This window comes from Komagataeibacter europaeus, from assembly GCF_002173515.1.
Taxonomy (GTDB): domain Bacteria; phylum Pseudomonadota; class Alphaproteobacteria; order Acetobacterales; family Acetobacteraceae; genus Komagataeibacter; species Komagataeibacter europaeus.
Map to the genome: position 1 here is coordinate 769109 of NZ_CP021467.1, position 21805 is coordinate 790913.

28 protein-coding genes are annotated in these 21805 nt (G+C 62.3%); 18 read left to right on the forward strand and 10 right to left on the reverse strand.

Going from position 1 to position 21805, the window contains the following annotated elements; genetic code table 11:
• The first annotated feature begins 35 nt into the window (after positions 1 to 35).
• The 10 genes from S101446_RS03385 to S101446_RS17965 all read left to right on the forward strand — a co-directional run bounded on the left by S101446_RS03385 (position 36) and on the right by S101446_RS17965 (position 6147).
• A complete protein-coding gene (locus tag S101446_RS03385; RefSeq protein WP_087607608.1) occupies positions 36 to 1160 on the forward strand; it encodes a baseplate J/gp47 family protein in 1125 nt (374 codons plus the stop codon).
• Position 1161: 1 nt separating this feature from the next.
• Positions 1162 to 1779 (forward strand): hypothetical protein, encoded by a 618-nt coding sequence (locus S101446_RS03390; RefSeq protein ID WP_244184456.1) that lies wholly within the window; start codon positions 1162 to 1164, stop codon positions 1777 to 1779.
• A complete protein-coding gene (locus S101446_RS03395) occupies positions 1779 to 3515 on the forward strand; it encodes a hypothetical protein (protein WP_087607610.1) in 1737 nt (578 codons plus the stop codon). Before S101446_RS03390 ends, S101446_RS03395 begins: the two co-directional genes overlap by 1 nt.
• 12 nt (positions 3516 to 3527) lie before the next feature.
• The gene (locus S101446_RS03400) at positions 3528 to 3782 is read left to right on the forward strand and encodes a hypothetical protein (protein ID WP_010510045.1); all 255 of its coding nucleotides are present in this window, start codon (positions 3528 to 3530) and stop codon (positions 3780 to 3782) included.
• 61 nt (positions 3783 to 3843) lie between these two features.
• The gene (locus S101446_RS03405) at positions 3844 to 4272 is read left to right on the forward strand and encodes a hypothetical protein (protein ID WP_010510043.1); all 429 of its coding nucleotides are present in this window, start codon (positions 3844 to 3846) and stop codon (positions 4270 to 4272) included.
• Positions 4269 to 4706, forward strand: coding sequence for a structural protein (locus tag S101446_RS03410; RefSeq protein WP_087607611.1), 438 nt, complete (start codon positions 4269 to 4271; stop codon positions 4704 to 4706). Before S101446_RS03405 ends, S101446_RS03410 begins: the two co-directional genes overlap by 4 nt.
• The gene (locus S101446_RS18180; protein ID WP_208620548.1) at positions 4703 to 4840 is read left to right on the forward strand and encodes a hypothetical protein; all 138 of its coding nucleotides are present in this window, start codon (positions 4703 to 4705) and stop codon (positions 4838 to 4840) included. The genes S101446_RS03410 and S101446_RS18180 overlap by 4 nt, the downstream gene beginning before the upstream one ends.
• Before the next feature lies 1 nt (position 4841).
• Complete coding sequence (locus S101446_RS03415) at positions 4842 to 5240, forward strand: hypothetical protein (RefSeq protein WP_087607612.1); 399 nt, start codon at positions 4842 to 4844, stop codon at positions 5238 to 5240.
• Between the two features lie 155 nt (positions 5241 to 5395).
• Positions 5396 to 5974 (forward strand): hypothetical protein, encoded by a 579-nt coding sequence (locus tag S101446_RS03420; RefSeq protein ID WP_019091580.1) that lies wholly within the window; start codon positions 5396 to 5398, stop codon positions 5972 to 5974.
• Entirely contained in the window at positions 5971 to 6147 is a 177-nt protein-coding gene (locus tag S101446_RS17965) for a hypothetical protein (protein WP_167376414.1), read from the forward strand. Before S101446_RS03420 ends, S101446_RS17965 begins: the two co-directional genes overlap by 4 nt.
• A 108-nt stretch (positions 6148 to 6255) precedes the next feature.
• Here the strand turns inward: S101446_RS17965 and S101446_RS03425 are convergent, their stop codons facing one another.
• Positions 6256 to 7146, reverse strand: coding sequence for a DMT family transporter (locus tag S101446_RS03425; protein WP_010510034.1), 891 nt, complete (start codon positions 7144 to 7146; stop codon positions 6256 to 6258).
• A gap of 60 nt (positions 7147 to 7206) precedes the next feature.
• Between S101446_RS03425 and S101446_RS03430 the strand changes: the two genes are divergently transcribed.
• Positions 7207 to 8175, forward strand: coding sequence for an MgtC/SapB family protein (locus S101446_RS03430; protein WP_087607613.1), 969 nt, complete (start codon positions 7207 to 7209; stop codon positions 8173 to 8175).
• Positions 8176 to 8204: 29 nt separating this feature from the next.
• Here S101446_RS03430 and S101446_RS03435 read toward each other — a convergent pair whose 3' ends face one another.
• Together S101446_RS03435 and S101446_RS03440 are read right to left on the reverse strand one after the other, a co-directional pair.
• Positions 8205 to 8549, reverse strand: a complete 345-nt coding sequence (locus S101446_RS03435) for a DUF952 domain-containing protein (protein WP_010510031.1) — start codon at positions 8547 to 8549, stop codon at positions 8205 to 8207.
• Positions 8550 to 8609: 60 nt separating this feature from the next.
• Positions 8610 to 9746, reverse strand: a complete 1137-nt coding sequence (locus S101446_RS03440) for an MFS transporter (RefSeq protein WP_244184458.1) — start codon at positions 9744 to 9746, stop codon at positions 8610 to 8612.
• Positions 9747 to 9978: 232 nt separating this feature from the next.
• On the opposite strand from S101446_RS03440, the gene S101446_RS03445 reads away from it, so the two are divergent.
• Together S101446_RS03445 and S101446_RS03450 are read left to right on the forward strand one after the other, a co-directional pair.
• A complete protein-coding gene (locus tag S101446_RS03445; RefSeq protein WP_010510027.1) occupies positions 9979 to 10410 on the forward strand; it encodes a hypothetical protein in 432 nt (143 codons plus the stop codon).
• A 128-nt stretch (positions 10411 to 10538) separates the two neighbouring features.
• Positions 10539 to 10826, forward strand: a complete 288-nt coding sequence (locus S101446_RS03450) for a hypothetical protein (protein WP_244184460.1) — start codon at positions 10539 to 10541, stop codon at positions 10824 to 10826.
• A 121-nt stretch (positions 10827 to 10947) separates the two neighbouring features.
• Here the strand turns inward: S101446_RS03450 and S101446_RS17970 are convergent, their stop codons facing one another.
• Positions 10948 to 11109: a hypothetical protein gene (locus tag S101446_RS17970; RefSeq protein ID WP_010510023.1), complete on the reverse strand. Its 162-nt coding sequence runs from the start codon at positions 11107 to 11109 to the stop codon at positions 10948 to 10950.
• Between the two features lie 349 nt (positions 11110 to 11458).
• Between S101446_RS17970 and S101446_RS03455 the strand changes: the two genes are divergently transcribed.
• Together S101446_RS03455 and S101446_RS03465 are read left to right on the forward strand one after the other, a co-directional pair.
• Entirely contained in the window at positions 11459 to 11776 is a 318-nt protein-coding gene (locus S101446_RS03455; protein ID WP_087607616.1) for a hypothetical protein, read from the forward strand.
• Between the two features lie 361 nt (positions 11777 to 12137).
• Positions 12138 to 12455: a DMT family transporter gene (locus S101446_RS03465; protein ID WP_010510019.1), complete on the forward strand. Its 318-nt coding sequence runs from the start codon at positions 12138 to 12140 to the stop codon at positions 12453 to 12455.
• A 2-nt stretch (positions 12456 to 12457) separates the two neighbouring features.
• On the opposite strand, the gene S101446_RS03470 is transcribed toward S101446_RS03465, so the two are convergent.
• On the reverse strand, positions 12458 to 12766 hold the full coding sequence (locus S101446_RS03470) for a hypothetical protein (protein WP_019086331.1): 309 nt from the start codon (positions 12764 to 12766) through the stop codon (positions 12458 to 12460).
• 185 nt (positions 12767 to 12951) lie between these two features.
• Here S101446_RS03470 and S101446_RS03475 point away from each other — a divergent pair, with 185 nt between their 5' ends.
• Positions 12952 to 14073, forward strand: a complete 1122-nt coding sequence (locus tag S101446_RS03475) for a Gfo/Idh/MocA family protein (RefSeq protein ID WP_019086330.1) — start codon at positions 12952 to 12954, stop codon at positions 14071 to 14073.
• Between the two features lie 138 nt (positions 14074 to 14211).
• Here S101446_RS03475 and S101446_RS03480 read toward each other — a convergent pair whose 3' ends face one another.
• Together S101446_RS03480 and S101446_RS18735 are read right to left on the reverse strand one after the other, a co-directional pair.
• Positions 14212 to 14616, reverse strand: coding sequence for a PRC-barrel domain-containing protein (locus S101446_RS03480; RefSeq protein WP_010510013.1), 405 nt, complete (start codon positions 14614 to 14616; stop codon positions 14212 to 14214).
• Between the two features lie 138 nt (positions 14617 to 14754).
• Entirely contained in the window at positions 14755 to 15138 is a 384-nt protein-coding gene (locus S101446_RS18735) for a con-10 family general stress protein (protein ID WP_010510011.1), read from the reverse strand.
• A gap of 389 nt (positions 15139 to 15527) precedes the next feature.
• On the opposite strand from S101446_RS18735, the gene S101446_RS17975 reads away from it, so the two are divergent.
• Positions 15528 to 15746, forward strand: a complete 219-nt coding sequence (locus tag S101446_RS17975; RefSeq protein ID WP_167376402.1) for a hypothetical protein — start codon at positions 15528 to 15530, stop codon at positions 15744 to 15746.
• Between the two features lie 61 nt (positions 15747 to 15807).
• Here S101446_RS17975 and S101446_RS03490 read toward each other — a convergent pair whose 3' ends face one another.
• The 3 genes from S101446_RS03490 to S101446_RS03500 form a co-directional block, all read right to left on the reverse strand.
• Positions 15808 to 17949, reverse strand: a complete 2142-nt coding sequence (locus tag S101446_RS03490; protein ID WP_087607618.1) for a DUF262 domain-containing protein — start codon at positions 17947 to 17949, stop codon at positions 15808 to 15810.
• A 1-nt stretch (position 17950) separates the two neighbouring features.
• Entirely contained in the window at positions 17951 to 19318 is a 1368-nt protein-coding gene (locus S101446_RS03495; protein ID WP_157684807.1) for a DUF262 domain-containing protein, read from the reverse strand.
• Between the two features lie 304 nt (positions 19319 to 19622).
• A complete protein-coding gene (locus S101446_RS03500; RefSeq protein WP_010510006.1) occupies positions 19623 to 19955 on the reverse strand; it encodes a DUF2934 domain-containing protein in 333 nt (110 codons plus the stop codon).
• A gap of 414 nt (positions 19956 to 20369) precedes the next feature.
• Between S101446_RS03500 and S101446_RS03505 the strand changes: the two genes are divergently transcribed.
• Positions 20370 to 21803 carry a cytochrome ubiquinol oxidase subunit I gene (locus S101446_RS03505; protein WP_087608818.1) on the forward strand — a complete coding sequence of 478 codons (1434 nt, stop codon included), beginning with the start codon at positions 20370 to 20372 and terminating at the stop codon, positions 21801 to 21803.
• Positions 21804 to 21805 lie beyond the last annotated feature (2 nt).

A 21805-nucleotide genomic window follows, 5' to 3' on the forward strand; every position in this document is an offset into this window, starting at 1 on the left:
TTCCCCGGAGCCGCCTTTTTTTATGGGAGGCCCGCTTGGCCATAACCTTCCAGTCATTCAAGACGACGCTGGGCAACATGGTGGCCGCGGCGCAGGGCGCGTGTCCTGCGCTGCTGGACCTGAATGTCGGGTCCGCCGGTCGCGCCATGCTTGAAGCCGTGGCGGGGCTGGGGCTGTGGTTTCAGTTCATTGCCCTGCAGATCCTTTCGCGCACGCGGCTTGCGACCTCCATCGGGTCGGACGTGGACAGTTTCGTGCAGGATTTCGGCCTGTCGCGCGAACCGGGGACGGCGGCGACCGGCACCGTCACCTTTACATCCTTCACGCCATCCAGCCAGTCGGCCACCATTGCGGTGGGTGCTACGGTCAAGACGGCGTCGAACCTGATCTATGACGTGGTGGCGGACAGCACGAATGCCGCATGGTCGGCAGCCGACAGCGCCTATGTCCGGCCTGCGGGCACGGCGTCCATCACCGTGCCGGTACAGTGCGAGACCACCGGCAGCACGGGCAACGTGGCGGCAGGTGCCATCTGCCTGCTGGGCACGGCCATTGCGGGCATTGACACCGTCACCAACGCCGCAGCCCTGACCAATGGCGGCGACGGGGAGACGGATGCCGCCCTGCGCGCGCGGTTCGTGGCCTACATCAACAGCCGGTCCAAGGCGACGGTGGCGGCGATCGAGAACGCAGTGACCGATGTCTCCGCCGACCTGATCTACCAGGTGGTGGAGAACGTGGACACGTCCGGCGCCTTCCTGCCCGGCAATGTCGTTGTGTTTGTCGATGACGGGTCGGGCGACGTGTCCGACAGCGTGATTGATGCTGTCTATACGGCAGTCGATGCCGTGCGCCCGGCGGCCGTATCCATCATGGTGGTGCGGCCCAATGTGGTCCGTCCGCCCGTGACCATGACGGTCAGTGTGGACAGCACCGGCAACCTCGCCACGATCGAGGCCACGATCAGCACCAACATCGCGACCTACCTCAACGGCCTCGCCATCGGGGCGGCGGCCAGTTACTCGCGCCTGATCCAGATCGCCTATGCCGCCAGCACGTCCGTCACCAACGTGACCGGCGTGACACTGGCCGGTGGGGTGGTGGACCTGCCCGCGACAACCGGCACGGCCTATCGTGCGGGGACGGTGTCCTTTGGCTGACGTGACGCAGAACGGTTTTGCCCTGCGCATCCGCAAACTGCTGCCGACCGGGTGGTTCCCGGCGGCTCCTGCAGCGGGGGAGGCGGAGCAGGCCCCGGTGCTGAACGCGCTGCTGCAGGGCTTTGGCAGCATGTTCGCATGGATATGGGCCATGCTGTCGGGAACGGCGGACCAGACCCGGCTGGCGACCATGAGTGGCGCGTTCCTGGACATGTTCGCCGCCGACTTCTTCGGCACGCTGCTGCCCCGCAACCCCGGCGAAAGTGACGACGCCTACCGCGCCCGGATCGAGGAAGCACTGTTCCCCTCGCTGGGCACGCGGCCCGACGTGGTGGACGTGATTGCCGATGAAGTCGGGACCGCCGGGCGCGTGATCGAACCGCGCAATGCATCCGACTGCAAGGGCATCGCCAGCATGGCTGCCCCCGCCATTGGCGGTGGCTACGGCTATGGCGTGTCGGCCCTGCGCTATGGCTCGCGCGCGGCACCCTTCCAGCTATTCGCCCAGTTGCCGACCGGTGACACCAGCCCGCCCGCAACGCAGACACTGGACCGCATTGCCGATGTGATGCCCGCAGGCACCATCGCGTGGGTTCAGGACGTGGAGAACCCTGAATAATGGACAGACAGATCGTCTACCCCGCGCAGATTCCGCTGGACAGCGACCAGCTGAACGCCCAGCGCAATGCGTATGTGGGTCTGGGCCAGCTTGCGGCCATGGCTTACGGCTGGTCCACCGTGGCCGCCAGCGGCTTTGCCTGCGCGCCCGGAACGGGGCTGGCCGTGACCGTCGCGCCCGGATCCCTTCTGGCGCCCGGCGTGGTGGATGCATCCGCCTACGGTACGCTTGCCGCCATCTCCAGCGCACTGGTGCGCCAGTACGCCAGCCGCGACCCCGTCACGCTGGCGGTGCCGGGGGCAGGGGCGACCTATACCGTTTATGTCACGCCCGCCACGGTCGATACGGATGATACCGTGCTGCCGTTCTACAACGCCGCCGACCCGTCCGTGACCTATGCCGGTGCCGATAACAGCGGAAAGACCGCGCCCACCGTGCGGCAGGACATGGCGCAGATCGGCATTGGCGCGTCCGTGCCGGATGGCGCCTATCCGCTGTGGACCATAACCGTTCCCGCCGGGGCCACGTCCATCACGGCGGACATGATCGCGCAGGCGGCCGGTGCGCCGTTTTACGACACCATCCCGCAGCTACAGGCGGCCAAGCAGGATGCGCTGGGCTTTACCCCCGTGCAGCAGGGCGGCGGCCCCGGCCAGACCACTGACAAGATCAACCTGGGGCAGGACGCAACCTATTCCGGCCTGCTGCGCATAGCGATTGATGGCGTGGACAAGGGCACCCTGCTGTCCGGCACGTATCTGGCCACCATCACGGGTACGACCGGCGACCTGCCGGGCATGGGGCTGTGGTTCCAGAACGCGACGCAGCGCCCGGCGTTCACCTATCAGGACGCCACGGGCGCGCCCAAAATTATCGACCTGCCCAACCAGGCGGACGTGCAGCAGGTCCAGACCAACCTGACGGCTGCGACCGCCAATCAGGCCAATGTAAATGCCACCCTGTCCGCTGATATCAGCGACTGCGTATCCGGCATTTACGGTAAGGGGGCGGGTGATTATCAGATACAGGGTCTGTACCAGCAGGAGTCCACAGGTCGCCCCATTGCGGTCTACAACAACGGAACCGCATACGTTTTCGAAGGGATCGCGATTACAGCGGACATCACAACGGTCCAATCCAACCTGACTGCATTCCAGACTTCGCAGGCAAACACCAACGGGACGTTCACCAGCGAAATCGCTGCACGCGTTCCAACGAACGCCGCGAACGATGGGGTAAATGCCCCTATCACGCTGTTCAACTACTACCTGGGCAACGGCACGCCGTGGGCTTCAGCAGATGGAGTATCCTTCAATCTGGTAAAATCCAGCCCCGCGTCCGGATGGAATTATTCGGTAAATATAACGTCCGGGAATAATGGGGGTCTGTATGTCACCGACAGCACGGGCACCCAGAACGTATATTACCCAGCATCATCCCAGAACGTAAGCGGGTCTTATAAAACGTATGTCGTTGATGGCATGCGCTTTCTGTCATTCAAGATCATGGCTTCCGATGGGCAGCAGATTGCGTTCCCGGTCGCGTTCAGCGAAGCACCTGATGTTGCCGTATCGTCAAGTGAAACCCGGGACGGCAAGGGTAACTCGGTAACCGCCAACGTTTATTACGGCACAACCACACAATCTCAGTTCAGCGTCCATCTGGCACAGTATGGCGCGGCCATCCCCTCTACAGCCCCGGTCGAAGTGACCGTTATGGCTATGGGTGCAGCATAAGGATACTGACGCATGACCGTCACAGCACAGAACTACATCCTGTACCGCACGACCGCCCTTACATACCAGCCTGCATCCTATACCGGGATTGATGGAAAAACCGTCACGCCAGCCGCCGTGACAACGCAGGCCGTCGGTTACGTAGTGGGCACGCAGATGCTGTTTTCCCTGACAGGCATTACCGTTCCAGCGGGTTTTGCCTACGCGCTGGATGCCGACGGGAAATACCCGGTGGGCAGCATCTATACGCCGCCTGCCGCGTCCTGACCGGACCCGCAATCCGCGCCTGCCCGACCGCCGTTGAGGCGGTTTTTTTATGAGAAGATGAATGAGCGAAACCACCACAATGCCACCACCCGCGCCGCAGCCATCCGCGCGCTGCGCCACGGTCGAGGATCTGGCGCGGGTGCGCGAACGGCTGGCGAAGGTCGAGGGCGGGCACGACAACCTGCGCGAAGGGCTGAATACCTTGTCCGTGCAGTTTTCCGACCTCAGGCGCGACCTGACCCGCACCGTAGCCGACAACGCAGCCCGGACGCGGCGGGAAATCATGGGACGCGTGGACGACATGACCGACACCGCCACCGCCCGCGACAGCGAAATATCCGGCAGGCTGGCCCGGATCGAGGGCGGGCTGAAGCTGACATCATGGATGACCATGACCTTCATCGTGCTGGCCACCGGCCTGCTGGGCTGGGGGCAGATTGGCGATGCCGCGTGGTCGCTGTGCAGACGCGCCTTCGGTTACGGACCATGACGGACACAGGACATGACAGCATGAATGCAGGAACCCCGCGTGGCATCCGCAACAACAATCCTGGCAACCTTGATTTCGTGGGGCAGGCCGGGGCGCATCTGGAAACCGGCGTGCCCGACCCGCGCTTTGCCGCGTTCCCGACCATGGGTGACGGCATCCGGGCGCTGCGCGACCAGCTTGCGCGCTACGGCGCGCGCGGGCTGGACACGGTCGCCGCGATCATTGGGGTCTATGCCCCGGCCCGTGAAAACGCCACGGCCACGTACATCGCCGCCCTGTGCGCGCAGCTTCACGTGGCCGCCGATACGGCTTTGGACCTGAATGACCCGGCCATCATGCGGCAGATGATCTGCGGCATTACGCGGATGGAGAACGGGCCGGGCCATGTCGGCATGGCGCAGATCGACCGCGCGCTGGATGCCCCGCCCACATGACCGGCACGGCGAGCGGCCGGGTTTTCGCCCCCCGCGTCATGACACGGCGCGGGGGGCCGGTTTTTTCAATCCCGGGACAGGCGACACGGGCCGCTGGCCCGTCGCCGGGTTCCGGCAAGGCCAGTGGGGCATGACATGACCAACAACCAGAAACCACGCGCCGCGCTGGTGGCATTCAATCAGGTCCTGTCGGGCAATACGGCCAGACTGGGCGGCCTCGGGGCCTTCGTCGTGTTCGTGCTGGACGCGGTGCCGGCGCAATACACACTGTACGCCGCGGTTTTCGTGCTGGCCTGTTCGGCCGTGTCCGCGCTGGTTCCGCCACCGCATGCAGGCAGCCGGTGGGCCGTGGCGTATCAGGTCATCACGACGATCGGCCTGAACATCGGCTGGGCGGAAAACCACTTCAAGCCGGGACAGTCGGGGGTGCGGGTGCCGCTGGTGGACAAGCCCGCCGCGAAACATGCCGTGGCCTCGGCCGGTATTCCGGTCCTGGACCGCAGGGGCCAGCCCGAAAAAACGCCAGCGAAATAGGGAAGACAGCCCCGGCGCTAGGTGGATGGCCGATGCAATCCGGGGCTGCTTTCATGATCATATGCAACTTCAAGGCAGAAATATGTCGCGAAGTGCAAACAATGCCCGCCGCGTGCGTAACCGGCGCCACGCAACTGCCCGAATGGAGGTTATTCATGCATATCAGTCTTTCCCGCCGGTCCCTGCTGCGCGCCGGGGCCGGAACGCTGGCGGCCGGCTTTCTGTCCGCCTGCACGGCCACGAAGTCCGGCACGGTCACGACCATCACCCTGAACGTGGCCGAGGTCGTGGATTACGGCAATGCCATCCTGTCCTTCGCCAGCACGGCCATCAACGTGTCGTTCATCGCAAGCGCCATGGGCACGGCGAACCTGGCGCTGGCCAGCACGGTCATTGCATCGCTGAAATCCGCGCTGGCCGCGTTCCAGTCCGCCGCCGGGTCCGGCACATCCGTCAGCTATGACAGCGCCAGCGTCAGGGCGGCGTTCGACAGCATCCTTGCCGACGTGGAGAAGGTGGATACCCTGATCATCGCGGTCATCACCGGCACGGCGGCCAACCTGTCCAGCAATGTGGTGTCGGAAGCCAGGACGGCGGCCGGGGCGGCGGAAACACTGATTTCCCTGCTGAAAGCCATGGTCGACCTGTCCGGTCCGCGCCTGCGGGGCGCATCACCACAGGCCGGGCAGGCCGCGATCGGGCGGATCGCCATTTTCGTGGCGGCACGACCATGACCACCCATGCGCTGGCGGGCGTGGGGCTGTTTGTCAGCGGAGCCGCGTTTTCGCAGGTGCTGGCGCTGGGAATCGCGGCATGGCGGGTGGTGCGGCGCAGGCGGCAGGTTGTCCGGACACTCGGCCCGCCCGCGCCGGACCCGTCCGGCACCGGGCCATCATGCCGGCCATAGCAAAGTTTCTGGCACGGCTTTTTTCAGAAAGCTTCGAAAGAACGCTGTCTTTTTGAAAAAGGCGACGCCCGGAAACCTGCATTTATCAACAAGTTATCTTCAACCGCGTCAGGATGTGGCGTCAGGCCCGCGTTTGCGCGCGGGCAGCCGCAATTCGCTGGCCAGCACGCCCGCCACGATGCACGCGGCCCCCGCCACGGATGTCGCGGGCAGCACGTCGCCCGCGATCCAGCCAACAAGGCCGCCCCATACCGGCTCGCCCGCGTAAATGATGGTGGCGCGGGTGGGGGAAACCGCTTTCTGCGCCCAGTTCATAGTCAGCTGGATCAGCACGCTGGCCGCACCCAGCCCCACGCCGCCCGCGACCCATGCCCAGGAAAAGGCGGGCAGGCTTTCACCCATGACCGGCATGGCCGCCAGCGCCAGCACGCCCGTCACCACCAGCTGCACCACCGTGATGCGCCGGCTGTCGCCACGACCGGCAAACCGCCCGATCAGGATGATTTCCCCCGTCGTGGCCAGCGCCCCCAGCAGGGTGGCGGCCTCACCGGGGCCAAAGGCGCCCGACACCGCCCCCGTGCCCGACAGCAGCATGAGGCCACAGAAGGCCAGGCCGATGCCCACCCAGCTCATCACATGGGGGGGACGGCGCAGCACGACCCATTGCAGCAGCGGCACCATGGGCACGTACAACGCGGTCAGGAAGGCGGAGCGGCTGCTGCTGATGGTCCGCAGCCCATAGGTCTGGCTGACATAGGCCACGCACATGCACAGCCCGATGGCCGTGCCTGCGCGGATTTCCGCCGCCGTCACCCCCCGCAGCATGCGGTGGAACACGGCAATGCCCATAAGCGACGCGGTGCCAAAGCGCACGCCCACGAAAAACAGCGGCCCGCAATACTGCTGCACCAGATGCACCGCCAGGAACGTGCCCCCCCAGAAGAAGGTCACGGCCATGAGCGCCACCTCCTGCCGGGATACGCGGATCAGCGATGCCATGACCCGTTTCCCTTCCTGCTGGTGGCCGGGTCGTGCGCCCGATGCGTCATGAACATCTCCATGGGTTTTTTCCCGCGCCGGGCAGGGGGCTGCCCGGCAATGCCTTCCTTTTGTTTCCATGCCGTTGTGACCCGTGCGGCGCGTGCAGGCAACCCCGCCCACGCCTGTCGTGTTGATGGCATGACCCATCAGCACCACGGACAGGGACCATGGACACGCATGACCATACAGCCATCATTCACACCGACGACCGTGGGGGAGGGATGGCTGCAGCTGGGGGAACTGGCGCTGGCGTTCGTGCTGTCGGCGCTGGTGGGGCTGGAGCGGGAGTTCCGGCAGAAAAGTGCCGGGCTGCGCACCTATACGCTGGTGGGGGTGGCGTCGGCGCTGTTCATGCTGGTGTCGAAATACGGGTTCAATAACATTCTTGACAGCGGGCGGGTGGTGCTGGACCCGTCGCGTATCGCCGCGCAGGTGGTGTCGGGCATCGGATTCATCGGCGGCGGCGTGATCTTCATGCGCCGCGACGTGGTGCGCGGGCTGACCACGGCGGCGTCCGTGTGGCTGACGGCGGCGCTGGGCATGGCGTGCGGGGCGGGGCTGATCGCGCTGGCGGTGGCGACGGTCGTGGGCCATTTCATCATCATGCTGGGGTTTCCGCGGCTTGCGCACCTTGTCCCGCGTGACCATGCGGCGCGGTCGGCGGGGCTGTTCATATCCTATCCCGACGGGCGGGGACTGCTGCGCACCATCCTGATCCGCTGTTCGCAGCTGCGCTTCACCATTCACCGCGTGCGCATCGAACCACCGGCCGGCACGGTGGCGGATACCGATGCATTGCAGGACCTGCGCGACCGCCAGCATGACACGACGGCGTCCCCCGCCGGGGACGCGGCGGCACCCGCCACGGTCACGCTGTTCATAAAGGTGCGGGGCAGGCGGCCGCTGTCGCACCTGGTGGCGGCACTGTCGGACATTGACGGCGTGATTGGCGTGGAGACCGAGGAAGCCGACAACGACCCCGACTGAACCGCGCCACGGGGCGGGGGCCGGAACGGTCAGACCGGCAGGTCCACCCCGCCATCAGCCGTGCGCGCCACCGGGGCGGTGGCCACCACCGCGCCAACGGGCAGGGGGGCGTACAGATGGGGAAACAACTGCCCCCCGCGTGAGGGTTCCCACCGCACCACCGCCGGGTCCAGCAGGGACAGGTCCACCGCCACCAGCACAAGCCCGGACCGCCCGCTGAAATGCTTGTCCAGCGTGCCCGCCACCTGGTCCGCCGCAGACAGGTGGATGAACCCGTCGGCCAGATCGGCGGGGGATCCGGCCAGGCTGCCCGCGCGGGTCAGGGCATCATGTTCATCAGGTGTCAGGATCTTGTATACGATACGATCGGTCATGGGGTCTTTCCTGTCTGCACGGCGCGACCATAGGCCATGGGCGTGGCCCCGCCAACCGGGTCAGCGCGCGGCCTGCCGTGCGTAATGCCGCCCCGCGCGTAGCACCCACAGCGCCACCAGCGCGATGCCCACGCTCCACCCCAGTATGGCGTATGACCCGGCGGTGGACAGTACCACGCCGCCGCACAGCGCGCCCGCGCCAATGCCGGTGTTGAAGCCGGTCACGCAGAAGGAGCACGCGGCCTCACGCTCCGCCGGGGCCAGTTCTATGGCGTAGCTCTGCGGTGTCAGGTTCAGCAGGGCCGCGACCACGCCCCAGATCACCATGTCCACCCAGACCAGCCCCGGCAGCCACCCCGACGCCACCAGCAGCCCATGGCAGAACACCATGGCGATGATGGACAGCCCCATTGTCGTGCCGGCCGACCACGGCAGCCGCCCGCCGGTCCAGTTGCCGCCAATGCCCGCCACGCCATAGACCAGCAGCAGCACCGGCACCAGTTTTTCCGGGCTGCGCGGAATGTCGTGCAGCAGCGGGATGATATAGGTATAGGCCGTGAAATGCGCCATGATGACCAGCATGGTCAGCACCGCGATATAGCGCAGCAATGGCTGGCGCAGCAGCACCATGATGTTGAGGTGCCTGCGTCGGGACGGCAGCGGTGGCAGCAGCGCCAGCAGCCCCCCCATGACCACCAGCGCCGCCACCCCGCATATGATGAACGCCGACCGCCAGCCCAGCCATTGCCCGATGGCCGACGCCATGGGGATGCCGCAGGCAAACCCCATCGCCACCCCGGTAAACGCCAGCGCCGTGGCGCGGGTGACCGGCAGGTCCGGCGCCAGCCTGACCGCGACCCCCGATATGATCGACCAGAAAATGCCATGCCCCAGCGCCAGCACCACGCGCAGCACCGCCATGACCGCGTAATTGGTGACGAACGCGCAGGCAATGTCCACCACGCCAGCCAGCGCCAGCAGCCCCGCCACCAGCACGCGCCGGTCCATGCCCGATGTCAGGAGCGTGAGCGGAATGGCGGTCAGCGCCACCAGCCACGCATAACCCGTGACCAGCATGCCAACCGCGCCATCGGACACATTCAGCCCGTGGGCGATATCCGTCAGCAGGCCAATGGGCAGGACTTCGGTCACCAGCCAGATGAATGCCCCGATCGAGAGCATGCCGATACGCATCATGAGCACGGACACCACAGTGGATTGACAACAGGCGCGACACCGCGCGCAGGCAACGGCGCGCCCGGCCGCTTTAGCCCCATCGAAGCGTTACGAAAAGGGGATGATCATGAAATCGTACCGGAAACGGACGAAAGGGGCTGGCTTTTGGCGTCACGACGCGGCACCCTGTCACCACGCCAGCACAGCAAGCCGTGCCATGCGCGGGTATCCAGAACAGAGGTCAAGCGTCGTGATGCGCCCCCAGAATGACAATTCCAGTCCGGCCGTGCTGCATTTCCCGCGCCGCAACATTCTTTCCCCGCGTGAGGCCTCGCACTACCTTGGTATCCGCCCGTCGCACCTGCGCGCCATGAAGTGGCTGCGCTGCGGGCCGAAACCCATCTCCATCAACCGCCAGACGCTGTATACCGAAGCGGAACTGCGCGATTTCCGCCTTGGGCTGCTCCATGCCGTGGGGGTGGAGGAACAGGGCGGTCCCTACCGCGAAATACATGGCCACCCCCCGGCACAAACGGCCGGAACGGACAGCGCGGAAGGGGAGGCACCCGCGACCGACCCGCTGCTGGTGCTGCTGTCAGCCAACCTGATCCGGCGCCGGGCACTGGGGGTTTCCCTGTGGGGCATGCTGCTGCTGGGCATTGGCATTGACCTGATCCTGTTCTGACCCGCCCGGTCGCAGGGCGCGACGCGAAGGGCAGGGGACAGGACATAAAAAAAGGGGCGTCCCGGCATGGGACGCCCCCTTTTTCGCGCTACGATGGCTGCAGATTACTGCTGCGGGCCTTCGTGGTCGTGTTCGCCGTGCTCACCACCATGCTCACCGTGCTCGCCATGTTCGCCATGTTCGCGATCACCATGTTCGCCGTGCTCACGGTCGCCGTTTTCACCGTTCTGGCCGTTTTCTTCATGGTGCTTGCCATGATGCTTGCCGTGGTGTTCGCCGTGATGCTCACCATGGCGACCCTGTTCGTTGGTGTCTTCAGCGTGGGCGACAACCGGCAGGGAAAGACCAAGGACAGCAGCCAGGAGAAGGGACTTTTTCATTATATTCAATTTCCTATTTTACCAATCGGGTTTTAGAAACCTGCCGTCGCCTTATAAAATAACAACCAGCGGCAAGGAAGCCTGTACCAGTAAATTATTTGTAACAGAGTGCATCATACCAGCGGTTATTACGGAACATTGTTGCGGATACGATATGTCATGCTTCCTCATGCACGAAACCGTCATCAGGACGGACATGGGATGCGTCATGCCCACGGGCATGGCCGCGACGGTTCTTCCATGCATGGATCAGGGCTTCGCGCCATTCTTCATGCGGCTCTTTGCGGGGGCTGGGGGTGGAGACGGCTTGCGTATTCATGATCCGGAAACCTCCTGACAAGGCGCCAGCACAGGCGCGGGCAGGGACAGCCTAACAAAAACACCGGGCCATGAATGTGATGATTGTATGAATCCCCGATCACCGCTACGCGATCATCATGCAGGTCAGGCGGGTGGCATACGCCAAATGATTACCGACGAATTAATTGTACCGACTGAAAATATCCATGCATATCTGTGTAGCGTAAGGGAATTATTCCTTTTTCATAAAACATTACCAGTAAATTCCTGATAATGGATCCTTGTGGTATCTTTTTGTAACAAAGCATCCCCTTCCATCCCCCTGTCAATTCCACAATGTTACCACTTTGTAACCCGGAGGAGACATTATGAAACGCACAATCATGCTTGCGCTGGCGCTTGGCGCATCGCTGCCGGTGGCCGCGCAGGCCCAGTCCTTTTTTGGCGGCCATGAAGAACATCGCGAAGGCCGTGAAGGCGGTTTCGGTGGGGAACACCGTGAAGGCCGCGAAGGTGGCTTTGGCGAGGGACGTCGCGAAGGTGGCTTCGGCGGGGAGCGCCGCGAAGGCCGCGAAGGCGGCTTTGGCGAAGAACGTCGCGAGGGTGGTTTCGGTGGGGAGCACCGTGAGGGCCGCGAAGGCGGCTTTGGCGGCGAACGCCACGAAGACCATCACGGCCGTCGCTAAGACAGCCGTTTCCGTTTAGCGGACTGTTCACGGGACAGGTTCCGGCCAGGCCGGTCCTTCCCGTCCTGTCGCCCGGTCTGGCGCGCATCCGTGCCCGGCCGGGCGACAGGCATGAAAGGCGCATCCGACCCGGCCGCCCCCGCCATATGGGGACCGGCGGGACAGGATGCGCCTTTCGCAGATATGCGGACGCCGCCGGCCGGGCAGGACGGCACTGGCGGCAAGCAAGGACGGGACCACGCCACCGGCGACCGGTCATTTAATCGTTGCGATCCGACATCAATATGGTCTAGGTGTGCGCGGCAGTAATCCCCTGCCGTGGCAGGGAAATTCCGGCCATCCCGGCCTGATGGAGAAACTGATGGCGTGGATAGCCCTGATCGTAGCGGGCGTGTTCGAGATAATATGGGCAACCGCCATGAAACAGTCGGAAGGTTTTACCCGCCTGTGGCCCACGGTTGTCACGCTGGTGGCGGTAACGATCAGCTTCGGCCTGCTGCTGTGGTCCATGCGCACCCTGCCACTGGGCACGGCCTATGCGGTATGGACGGGCATCGGGGCGGTCGGGGCCTTCCTGGCCGGTATCCTGATTTTTGGCGAGGCCGCCAGCCCGTCGCGCATCATCGCGGCACTGCTGATCCTTGCCGGGCTGGTCATCATGAAGTCCGCCACCACCTGATGTCATTCATCCATGTTGCCCGTAGGCGGCGTGGAGGAAGATGAAGGTGCCGCGCCCCCGCCGGGCTGCGTGCCGGGTATGCTCGGGTTGCTGGGATCCTTGCGCGGGCAGGGGTGGGAATGGCCGTGCGCGGTGTCCTGTGTCCGGCACGCGCTATCTGGCGTTCGGGATGTGGAGGTGGAGGGCGCGCCACGCTCGGGCATGGTCTCGACCGGCATCCGGGGGGGCGTGTTGCCCTGGGCGTGGGCCGCAACACCGGGGCACAGCGCAAACGCCACAAGCGACGCGATACGAAGGGGACGGGCGATCATTGTCGTTTATCCTTTGACGGTAACGTCGCGACAGGCGGCGTTGTGATGTAACGCCCGTCATTATTTCCGGTTTTATTTTATATCGACCCGCGACCGCATGAAAATCAGGCGGCCAGATCCATCGCAACCCATGCCCCGGGGCCACGTTCACCCGCCAGCACGACAACCCAGCGTGGAGGCATGCGATGACACCCGATACAGACGCCCGGAAAATCCGTTACGCCGTCATTGGCGGTGGCCAGATTTCCCAACAGGCCTTCATGCCGGGCATGGCGCGGGCGAAGAATTCCGTGCTGGCCGCACTGGTGACGGGTGACCCGGAAAAGGCACGCAGGCTGGCGGCGCGCTACGACATTCCGGCCTGTCATTACGATGACCTGCCCACGCTGCTGCGTTCGGGCCATATTGATGCGGTCTACCTGGCCACCCCCAACGCGCTGCACCGGCAGTACGCGGTGCCCGTGCTGGAGGCGGGGCTGCACCTGCTGCTGGAAAAGCCCATGGCAACCAGCGTCGCGGACTGCGAGGCCATACTGGATGCGCAGAAACGCGGCGGCGGCAAGCTCATGATCGCGTACCGCCTGCATTGCGAACCGGGGACGGTGGAACTGATCTCACGCTGTCGCAATGGGGATTTCGGGCACCTGATGGCCTTCAGTTCCATGTTCGGGCAGAATTTTGCCGAAGCCAACCATCGCGGCCATTCCGGCTACTGGTCCGGCCCGGTGCCCGACATGGGCACCTATCCGCTGAATGCGGTGCGCAACCTGTTTGCCCGCGAACCGGTGGAGGTCCACGCCGTGGGCGCGAAAACGCCGGGGCGGCGGTTCAATTTTGATGATACGGTTTCCGTCACCCTGCGCTTTGCCGAAGGGCGGATCGCGCATTTCCTGGTCAGCTATGCCTGCGCGCCGGTCGAGAATTTCTCGCTGGTCGGTGACAGGGGCAGCGTGACCGCCGGCCCATGCTACATGTTTGGCCCCAACGTCGGCATTACCTACACCACCAGCATAAACGGGCGGAAGCAGACGCACCGCCATGACCCGGTGGAGCAGTTTGGCGGGGAAATCGCCTATTTTTCCGACTGCATCCTGCATGACCGTGACCCCGAACCGGATGGGGAGGAAGGGTTGCGCGACGTGCGCGTCCTTGCCGCGGTGGAACGCGCGCTGCAGACCGGCCAGCCGCAGAAACTGGACCCCATGCCGCCCGCGCGCATGGCGCTGCCCGATCAGGTCATGACCCTGCCGCCGGTCCCGGAACCGACCGAGGGGGAGATGATCGGCATTATCCCGCAATCCGCCTGACGGCCGGTTTCCGGGTCGTCTTCTGCAAAAAAAAGGGCATGACCATGACACTGCCTTCATGGCCTGCCCGAAAAAAACCACAGGCCATGGCATGACGCCGTGGCCTGCGGTTACATGTTCTACCGGCCCGGACCCGGCTTACATTTTCGGCAGGTCGCCGTAATAGGTATCGACCTGGCTGCCGTACTGGCTGTTGGTCCAGTCGGGGGACGTGTCCTCGGCATAGGCGGGGGCGGCTTCAAGCTGTTCGCGTGTCAGGGCGACAATGTAGCCGCCGCGTTCCTTGTCGTAATGCAGGGCTTTCCACGGCAGGGGATGGTAGCTGTTGCCCATGCCCAGGAAGCCGCCAAAACTCATGATGACATAGGCGACGTCGCCATTGACCTTGTCCACCATGAAATACCTGACCGTGCCAAGTTTCTCGCCCGACGGGGAGTACACGGACGTGCCCTCGACCTTGTCGGAAGAAATCAGGTCATGCCTGCCGGCGATATCGCCGGTCATTTTGCCGGTCATGGACCCGTCTGTCGTATTGTTTGTCATTGAAGCGGACATGGTGCTTCTCCTTGCATGTCATGAAGGCCGCGCCGCCAGCGGGACGTGATCGCGCCGCGGCGGGGGCATTCATGGATAACAGGCAGGTTGGGCGGAACCCGCTAAAGGTCCCGCCCACCCGGTTACTTACGATTTGCCGTGGCTGTGCTGGCCGCCCTTGCGCCCGGCTTCCGCCGCGCGTTCGGGATCATCGGCAAAGTTGCCCGAACCGTGCTGCGTCGCCTTGGGCGTGCCGCCGGTACGGGTGCTGGCGGCGGATGTCGATTTTTCCGCCGTATGCCCGCCATGGCTGTGCTGGCCGCCCTTACGGCCGGCTTCCGCCGCGCGTTCCGGGTCGTTCGCGAAGTTGCCGGAACTGTGCTGTCCACCCTTGTGCCCGGCTTCGGACGCGCGGGCGGGATCATTGGCAAAGTTGCCGGGATTGTGCGCGGCCCCCCCACCACCACGGCTGTCGGCCGGTGCGAATGCGGGCTGGCTGGTACGTGTGTGCAGGGAGATATGATAACTCATGATCCTCACCTTTCCATATCACAGCGGCTACAGAAGGTCCTTGTTTTTCCCCGGCGCCCTGCTGGGCTTCATTGGGGAAGCAACCCCGAAAATGCGCGCTGTGGGAACATCAACGGCACATCATCCCGGCGGTTCCGCATTCCGCATATAAAATAAATAAGGCACGGTTACGCTTCGTCCGGACATAAAACAGGTCAGTTTCATAATATAATTAAGACCGAGTGCTTTATAATTCCCAGTCACGCATCACATGAAAAGCCGGGGGATGGGCGCGGGGGCGGCCGCGTTCACGCTACCGCTTCGCTGCATGACGGAAAATACACGCAATACATCTGTTATACGGCACCATTACTTACATTGCATATGCGCAACGTCATGGGCGTCATGCCGTGGCCTCGGCCAAGGGCCAGACGATCAGGCTGGCCGGCCTGATCGACAATACCGCGTCCATCACACGGCATGACCCGGGTTTTACGCGGGTCCATATGCGCGAAATGCAGGAACCGCCGGGTGTGCTGACGCGCGGGGACCGGAACCTGCGCCGGCAGGCGGTAACACTGGCCGTGCAGTATTTCCAGCAGGGATGGAAGGACAGAAGTTTCTGGTGAAGCTTTTTTCAAAAAGCTTCAAAAGACGCCGCCTTTATGAATGGCCATGCGGGCAGACCGGTCATGGGCGATCCGCTTCGTAATATTCCATAAGAAACGCCCGCATCTCCTTCTGATGCTCCTGTATCATGGTTTCCATCCGTTCCTCGATGCCGGCGCTATTATCGATTTCCATATTTTTTGTAATGGCAAACAGCCAGGCCAGTTTCAGTGAATCATATCTGCCGGTTTTCCTGCCTTTTTCAAAGAACTCGTTTCTCTTGTCGGTAAAACTCTGGTTGCCATACGCGCTGTTTTCACCCGGATTCAGCAGGGCAAGATTACCGAAACGATGCAGGATCTTCTCGTTCAGCTTGGGCAGGTTGCGGGGCGTTTGCGGATAGACGTGTTCGACCGAATTCCTGGACACGATCCGGTAGCGTCTGAACCCGTTCCTCATATCATCAGGCAGGACAGGGAATACCCCGTCGCGCGTCTTTTTCCACAATACATATTCCAGCTTCTGGAACCAGTAATGCGTGATATCGGGATATTGATCCTGCATCAGTGCGGCAATAACGCTCTCCGCCGTTTTATAGGTGGGCGTGCCGGGACCAGACAGGTCACCCGATAACAGATCGAAACTGGCGGCTTTCTGGGTATGGATGCCGTTTTCCTGCTTATCTTTCGTATTGTGCCGCACAATGCATGACAGCCGGTTATCCAGTCTTTCCAGCAGGCCCAGAACATGCGTATCCGTCGGGAACCAGTCTGCTATCCACCGATCATCTTCCCATCGGCCCTTTGCCAGTCGGCCCAGAAACGGGGTCAGCCAGTACTGCGCACTGTGGTCACCCGTAAAATACCGCACGGTCTGCAATTGCTCCAGCGCGCCAACCCTGCCATCCGCCGTGGGGAGGGCGCGGGACAGGCGTTTTTTACCGGTTTTTGTGTCCTTGATCTGCGCACGGAACATGATGGACTGGCCCGATTGTGGATCCGTAACCCGTTTCATGACCCACTGGTCAAACTGGTGGCGCACGGTCCACAGGCATTCGATAAACTGGCGTGCCTTTGTAGCTCCTGCCTCCGCCGGGGTCTTAGTACATTCCTCCAGAAAAGCCGCAAAACGTTCATTCAGGTGGGCGGGATCGACGCTGCCAATGTCGTCCTGGCCATGCTGATGACGGTAAATGCGCAATGTGTGCAGCAATAGCTGGGGAAAGGTCAGGATGGACGTGGCATGCGTCAGGACGTCCTCATCCTCCCCATCGTCCTTTTCAGGTGTCTGCTCCTGCGTGTCTGACACGTTTTCCTGCGCCACGATGTCCGACAGGGTCATGGCGGCTGTCTGGTCGGGCCTGCATCCCTCAAGACAGAATTTTTCAGGATTGAACGTTTTCAGGTCGTCATAAGAACAGTTTTCCCATTTGGCATGGGGAAACACATCGCGCAGGTTGCGTTCAAAAAAGCCGTTCATGTTTTCACAGGCCTGCCAGATGGCGTTATAATCCATCCGGCGGTCCGGGATCAGTTCCAGCAGGCGCGCCTTGATGATATCGGATGCCTCCAGCTGCACGCCGCTGGTATTCAGCGCGGTAAACAAGCGGTTGAAGTCCGTGCCCTGCGGCACGATGTTGTTGACCCATTTTACTTTACGAAACAGGTAGCGTCCAAAATCATACAATTCTGGACCTGATTTGCCAGCCAGAAAGTCCTTCGCGGTCTTCAGGCCACCCGACAGGCCCTTTACGTACGCATCCCCTGAACCCGCTTCGGACAGCCCGGACAGCCAGGCGCGAAACAGGTCGCGCACCTGTTCACGAATGGCGAAATGCAGGCGGGGTTCATCGCATTTTGTTGGATCGCAAAGAAATTTTCTCAATACGCCGTGCAGTAGCGGCAGCCTCTTGTCTGGTTCTTTTGGCTCACGCACGCGGACAAACGCCAGGAAAATCAGCATCAGCGTTGTCAGGCGCTGCTGCCCGTCGATCAGTTCATAACAGGGTGGTGCGGCATCCGTTGCGGCCGTATTTGTTGTAATCAGCGTGCCGATGAAATAATGCGGCCGGCCCGCCTTCATGGCGTTGTCTATATCCTGCAGGAATTTTTCTACATCTTCGGACTGCCAGACATACGGACGCTGGTAACTGGGTATGTCCAGACGCGCCCTGCGTATCCACAGTCTCTGTGCCGTCTGTACTTCGGTCTTTACCATTTCCATGTCAGGTGGCCCGTCCAGAAGCTGTCAATTTCCCAAAATGCTTTATCAGGGCTGTATCAAGCCCTTCTCCTATACTATCCGCCTTATTCGGGCATGGCTGGCCCAGTACGCCATATACGCTGCGGACATACCGCATCCGGACGCCATGTCCCTCCAGTCCTCTTGTATCAATGTCATAGGTATAGGCACGCAGGTAGCCCATAAGCTGCGCATGGTTGAAGCTGCTGGCGATATGGTCCAGAAGCTGGACGTCCTCCCTGCAGAATTTCTGCACGCCCGCTTCAGACACACGCTGCTTCGTCAGGCGCAGGCTGAATACAAGACGCAGCAGCCACAGCCGCGCTTCCATCAGGTTCCGTTGCCCGAACCGGCTGACATAAAGCAGGATTGCGGTTTCGTACAACGCATTTAGATACCGGCTTTCCGCTGCATCCATTATGGTGATTTCAAGCTGTGGACGCGCGTTTTCCGCCACGACACTGCCATCCGGCTGTTTCGACGGGAACAGGTCATGGTACAGCGTGCAGAAATACAGCAGGTACCGAATGGTATTGACCCCGCTGTTCAGCGGCTGGCGCATGGCATAGCCATGGTCCGGCATGGTCTGCTGCCATATTCCCGTGGGCAGGTACTGGCATACGCTCAGCAGGTACGCCTGATCCAGTTCCGACGGCTGCGTGTCGTCCCCGAATTCGGCAATGATTTCGTTACGCAGTTCCGATCGGTAGAAGTTCCTGAAATTCAGGTGCGTCCAGAACCGCCCCGCAATCAGCAGCTTGACCACATTATCCAGCGACGTGCCCGTGCTTTCCCATAACCGCGCGTAATCATCCCGCTGCCCCGACGCAATGGCGCGCAGGTGATAGGCCTTGATGATATCCGTCCCCGACAGCCGCCGCCCGCCGGTGTTCATCGTCTGGAAAAAACGCCAGGCGTCATCTTCCGACCGGGTCACGATCAGGGTGACGTTGATCTTGCCCAGCCTACAACTCAGTTTGCAATCCGGTTTGCAACCCTTTTCAGGGATAGGGTTCATTTTTTTCACGATGGAAAAATTGCGCCGGATCCGTTCATGACTGGCCGGTGCGCGATAGGTCAGGTCCAGTACAGGCCGCTGATCCCATGCCCAGCACAGGATCGCCATGGTGGTCAGGCGCTGCTGGCCATCAATGATATCCAGCACCACCTCGCCCTGATCATTTTCGTGCTGGTGCAGCACAATACTGCCAAGGTAGAACGCAATGGTCGGCTGTGGTTCTGACCTGAAATAGGCCTCCAGATCCCCCACCAGTTGCCTGACCTGCTTTTCCCCCCAGCAATAGGGGCGCTGGTAGACGGGCAGGTTCAGCTTTCCCTTCAGGTCTTTCACCTGTCCCCTGAAAAGGGACTCAAGGGTGGTCGATATGGGATCAATACCGGAAACCAACCTGACATCTTTCACACCATTATCAGGTGCTGACTCCGTATTATTTAACATATATAAAATATATCCGGTAAAATCATGATTTCATTCCGTCCTGCCAGAAAGGGCAGGGGACTGCATTGGAAAATCGTGCAGATTTATGGAAAGGTGTTTGGTGAAGCTTTTTGCAAAAAGCTTCGAAAAAGACGGCACCGGCAGGACAGCAGACGGGCAACCCGCATGAAGGGCTGCCCGCCGCCGGTTTTCGGGATTACTGGTTTTTCAGCGCGTCCGCTTCTTCCTGCCGGGTGGCGAAGGGGACTTCCTGTTTATCATCCAGTTCGTCCATGCTGCCGCCGGAATTGCCGAGGTTTTCTTCCAGAAACGCTTCCTCGATCGGCTGGCCGTTCGCGTCAAGCGGCACGGGGGAGTCCACGGGGATCTGGCCGGCGTCGGGGTTGCTTTCCATCCCGATCAGTTCCGACGCATTTTCCCTGTAGGCATCCGGCCCGCAGCCCGGCCTGCCATCGGCTTCCCACAGTTCCTTTGCCTTCGCGGTGATGCGGGCCTCGGTCTGCGGGGTGGTTTCCAGTGGGTTGACCATGTTCATATCCTTGTAAATGGACCAAAGGCGGGGCGCGTGACCCGACTGTCGTGGACCAGACATAGCGTAATCCCTTGCCCCCCGTCACCCGCAACAGGGGGCATGGCAGTCGCGCTCCCATGTGAGGGCTGCCATGCGCGTCGGGAACCCCCCTGCAACACACATGGAAAATTCCGCCCCGATATCAATGGGCGGCGTGCGGTTTCATATACGCAACCTCTGGCACGGCTCTGTTTGATAAGCCGTGATTATCATGACATGCGCAGAAGGTCTTGGACACGCATCTTTTCACTGATCTAGCACCGTGCCTGACGCGTTGTGGTTCATGCCGCGACATTCCGCGTGACAGGCAGGCCCGGCGTGGCCCTGTCCCTGCGCGGGCGTACCCTGTTCTCAGGTTTGGAAAAGTTATCGATGCAGACCGTCCATGATCCCGCGCTGCTGCTGGCGCGTTTCCAGTTCGCCTTTACCGTAGGCGTGCATATCATCTTCCCGGCGTTTTCGATCGGGCTGGCGGCCTATCTCGCCGTGCTGGAAGGGCTGTGGCTGCGAACGGGAAGACCGGTCTTCCTTGACCTGTACCGATACTGGATCAAGGTGTTCTCGATCGTATTCGGCATGGGCGTGGTGTCCGGACTGGTCATGTCGTATGAATTCGGCACCAACTGGTCGGTGTTTTCACGCAAGGCCGGGCCGATTACCGGCGTGCTGCTGTCCTATGAGGTCATGACCGCCTTTTTCCTTGAGGCAGGCTTCCTTGGCGTCATGCTGTTCGGCATGAACCGGGTCGGGCGCGGACTGCATTTTACCGCGACATGCTGCGTATCCGTCGGCACCCTGATTTCCATGACATGGATCCTGTCATCCAATTCATGGATGCAGACGCCACGCGGCTACACCATCGACCCCGCCACGGGGCGGTTCATGCCCGCCGACTGGCTGGCGATCATCTTCAACCCGTCCTTTCCCTTCCGGCTGGTGCATATGGGGCTGGCGGCGTTCCTGTCGGTGGCCTTCATCGTGGGGGCCACCGGGGCATGGCACATGCTGAAGGCGCGCAGGCGGGGCCAGAAGGCCAGTGAACCCGTGCGCGTCATGTTTTCCATGGCGATGTGGATGGCCGCCATCGTCGCCCCCATCCAGATCATGGCAGGCGACGCGCATGGGCTGAACACGCTGAAATACCAGCCCGCCAAGATTGCGGCGATGGAAGGGGACTGGGTATCGGAAGACCACGCGCCCGAACTGCTGTTCGGCATTCCCAACATGAAGACCGAACATACGGATTATGCTGTCAGACTGCCGCTGGCCGGGTCGCTGATCCTGACCCACAGCGTGAACGGCAGGGTGCCGGGGATGAAGGATTTTCCCCGCGACCAGCGGCCGCCGTCCTATGTCATCTTCTTCACCTTCCGCATCATGGTCGCCCTTGGCATGCTGATGGTGGCGGTGGGCCTGTGGTCGCTGTGGCTGCGCCACCGGGGAAAGCTGTATGAAACCCCGCTTTTCCACCGCGTCGCGCTGTGCATGGCGCCCGCGGGGTTCCTGGCGCTGCTGTGCGGCTGGATCACGACGGAGGTCGGCCGCCAGCCCTGGACGGTCTATGGCCTGCTGCGCACGTCCGACAGCGTGGCCCCCAACGCCCTGTCGTCCATGGCGGTGTCGATGACGGCGTTCGTGGTGGTGTACGTGCTGGTGTTCGGGTCCGGGATCGGGATGCTGGTGCGCCTGCTGGGCCACACGCCGCATACCGGCGAACACGGCACCAGCCCCGACCACGCCCCCGACATACTGGCTGCCCGCAGCCACCCGGCGGTCGTTGACCCCACCCATGGCGAAGGAGCCTGAGA

Bases quoted from the DNA above. Each gene is read 5' to 3' on its own strand.
- S101446_RS03505 (WP_087608818.1), top strand. From the start codon at position 20,370: ATGCAGACCGTCCATGATCCCGCGCTGCTGCTGGCGCGTTTCCAGTTC.
- S101446_RS03440 (WP_244184458.1), bottom strand. From the start codon at position 9,746: ATGATGCGTATCGGCATGCTCTCGATCGGGGCATTCATCTGGCTGGTG.
- S101446_RS03480 (WP_010510013.1), bottom strand. From the start codon at position 14,616: ATGACAAACAATACGACAGACGGGTCCATGACCGGCAAAATGACCGGC.
- S101446_RS03410 (WP_087607611.1), top strand. From the start codon at position 4,269: ATGACGGACACAGGACATGACAGCATGAATGCAGGAACCCCGCGTGGC.
- S101446_RS03470 (WP_019086331.1), bottom strand. From the start codon at position 12,766: ATGATCGCCCGTCCCCTTCGTATCGCGTCGCTTGTGGCGTTTGCGCTG.
- S101446_RS18735 (WP_010510011.1), bottom strand. From the start codon at position 15,138: ATGAGTTATCATATCTCCCTGCACACACGTACCAGCCAGCCCGCATTC.
- S101446_RS18180 (WP_208620548.1), top strand. From the start codon at position 4,703: ATGACCGGCACGGCGAGCGGCCGGGTTTTCGCCCCCCGCGTCATGACA.
- S101446_RS03400 (WP_010510045.1), top strand. From the start codon at position 3,528: ATGACCGTCACAGCACAGAACTACATCCTGTACCGCACGACCGCCCTT.
- S101446_RS03445 (WP_010510027.1), top strand. From the start codon at position 9,979: ATGCGCCCCCAGAATGACAATTCCAGTCCGGCCGTGCTGCATTTCCCG.
- S101446_RS03465 (WP_010510019.1), top strand. From the start codon at position 12,138: ATGGCGTGGATAGCCCTGATCGTAGCGGGCGTGTTCGAGATAATATGG.
- S101446_RS03405 (WP_010510043.1), top strand. From the start codon at position 3,844: ATGAGCGAAACCACCACAATGCCACCACCCGCGCCGCAGCCATCCGCG.
- S101446_RS03430 (WP_087607613.1), top strand. From the start codon at position 7,207: ATGGGTTTTTTCCCGCGCCGGGCAGGGGGCTGCCCGGCAATGCCTTCC.
- S101446_RS17970 (WP_010510023.1), bottom strand. From the start codon at position 11,109: ATGAATACGCAAGCCGTCTCCACCCCCAGCCCCCGCAAAGAGCCGCAT.
- S101446_RS03435 (WP_010510031.1), bottom strand. From the start codon at position 8,549: ATGACCGATCGTATCGTATACAAGATCCTGACACCTGATGAACATGAT.
- S101446_RS03395 (WP_087607610.1), top strand. From the start codon at position 1,779: ATGGACAGACAGATCGTCTACCCCGCGCAGATTCCGCTGGACAGCGAC.
- S101446_RS03455 (WP_087607616.1), top strand. From the start codon at position 11,459: ATGAAACGCACAATCATGCTTGCGCTGGCGCTTGGCGCATCGCTGCCG.
- S101446_RS03420 (WP_019091580.1), top strand. From the start codon at position 5,396: ATGCATATCAGTCTTTCCCGCCGGTCCCTGCTGCGCGCCGGGGCCGGA.
- S101446_RS03425 (WP_010510034.1), bottom strand. From the start codon at position 7,146: ATGGCATCGCTGATCCGCGTATCCCGGCAGGAGGTGGCGCTCATGGCC.
- S101446_RS03415 (WP_087607612.1), top strand. From the start codon at position 4,842: ATGACCAACAACCAGAAACCACGCGCCGCGCTGGTGGCATTCAATCAG.
- S101446_RS17965 (WP_167376414.1), top strand. From the start codon at position 5,971: ATGACCACCCATGCGCTGGCGGGCGTGGGGCTGTTTGTCAGCGGAGCC.
- S101446_RS03490 (WP_087607618.1), bottom strand. From the start codon at position 17,949: ATGGAAATGGTAAAGACCGAAGTACAGACGGCACAGAGACTGTGGATA.
- S101446_RS03475 (WP_019086330.1), top strand. From the start codon at position 12,952: ATGACACCCGATACAGACGCCCGGAAAATCCGTTACGCCGTCATTGGC.
- S101446_RS03500 (WP_010510006.1), bottom strand. From the start codon at position 19,955: ATGGTCAACCCACTGGAAACCACCCCGCAGACCGAGGCCCGCATCACC.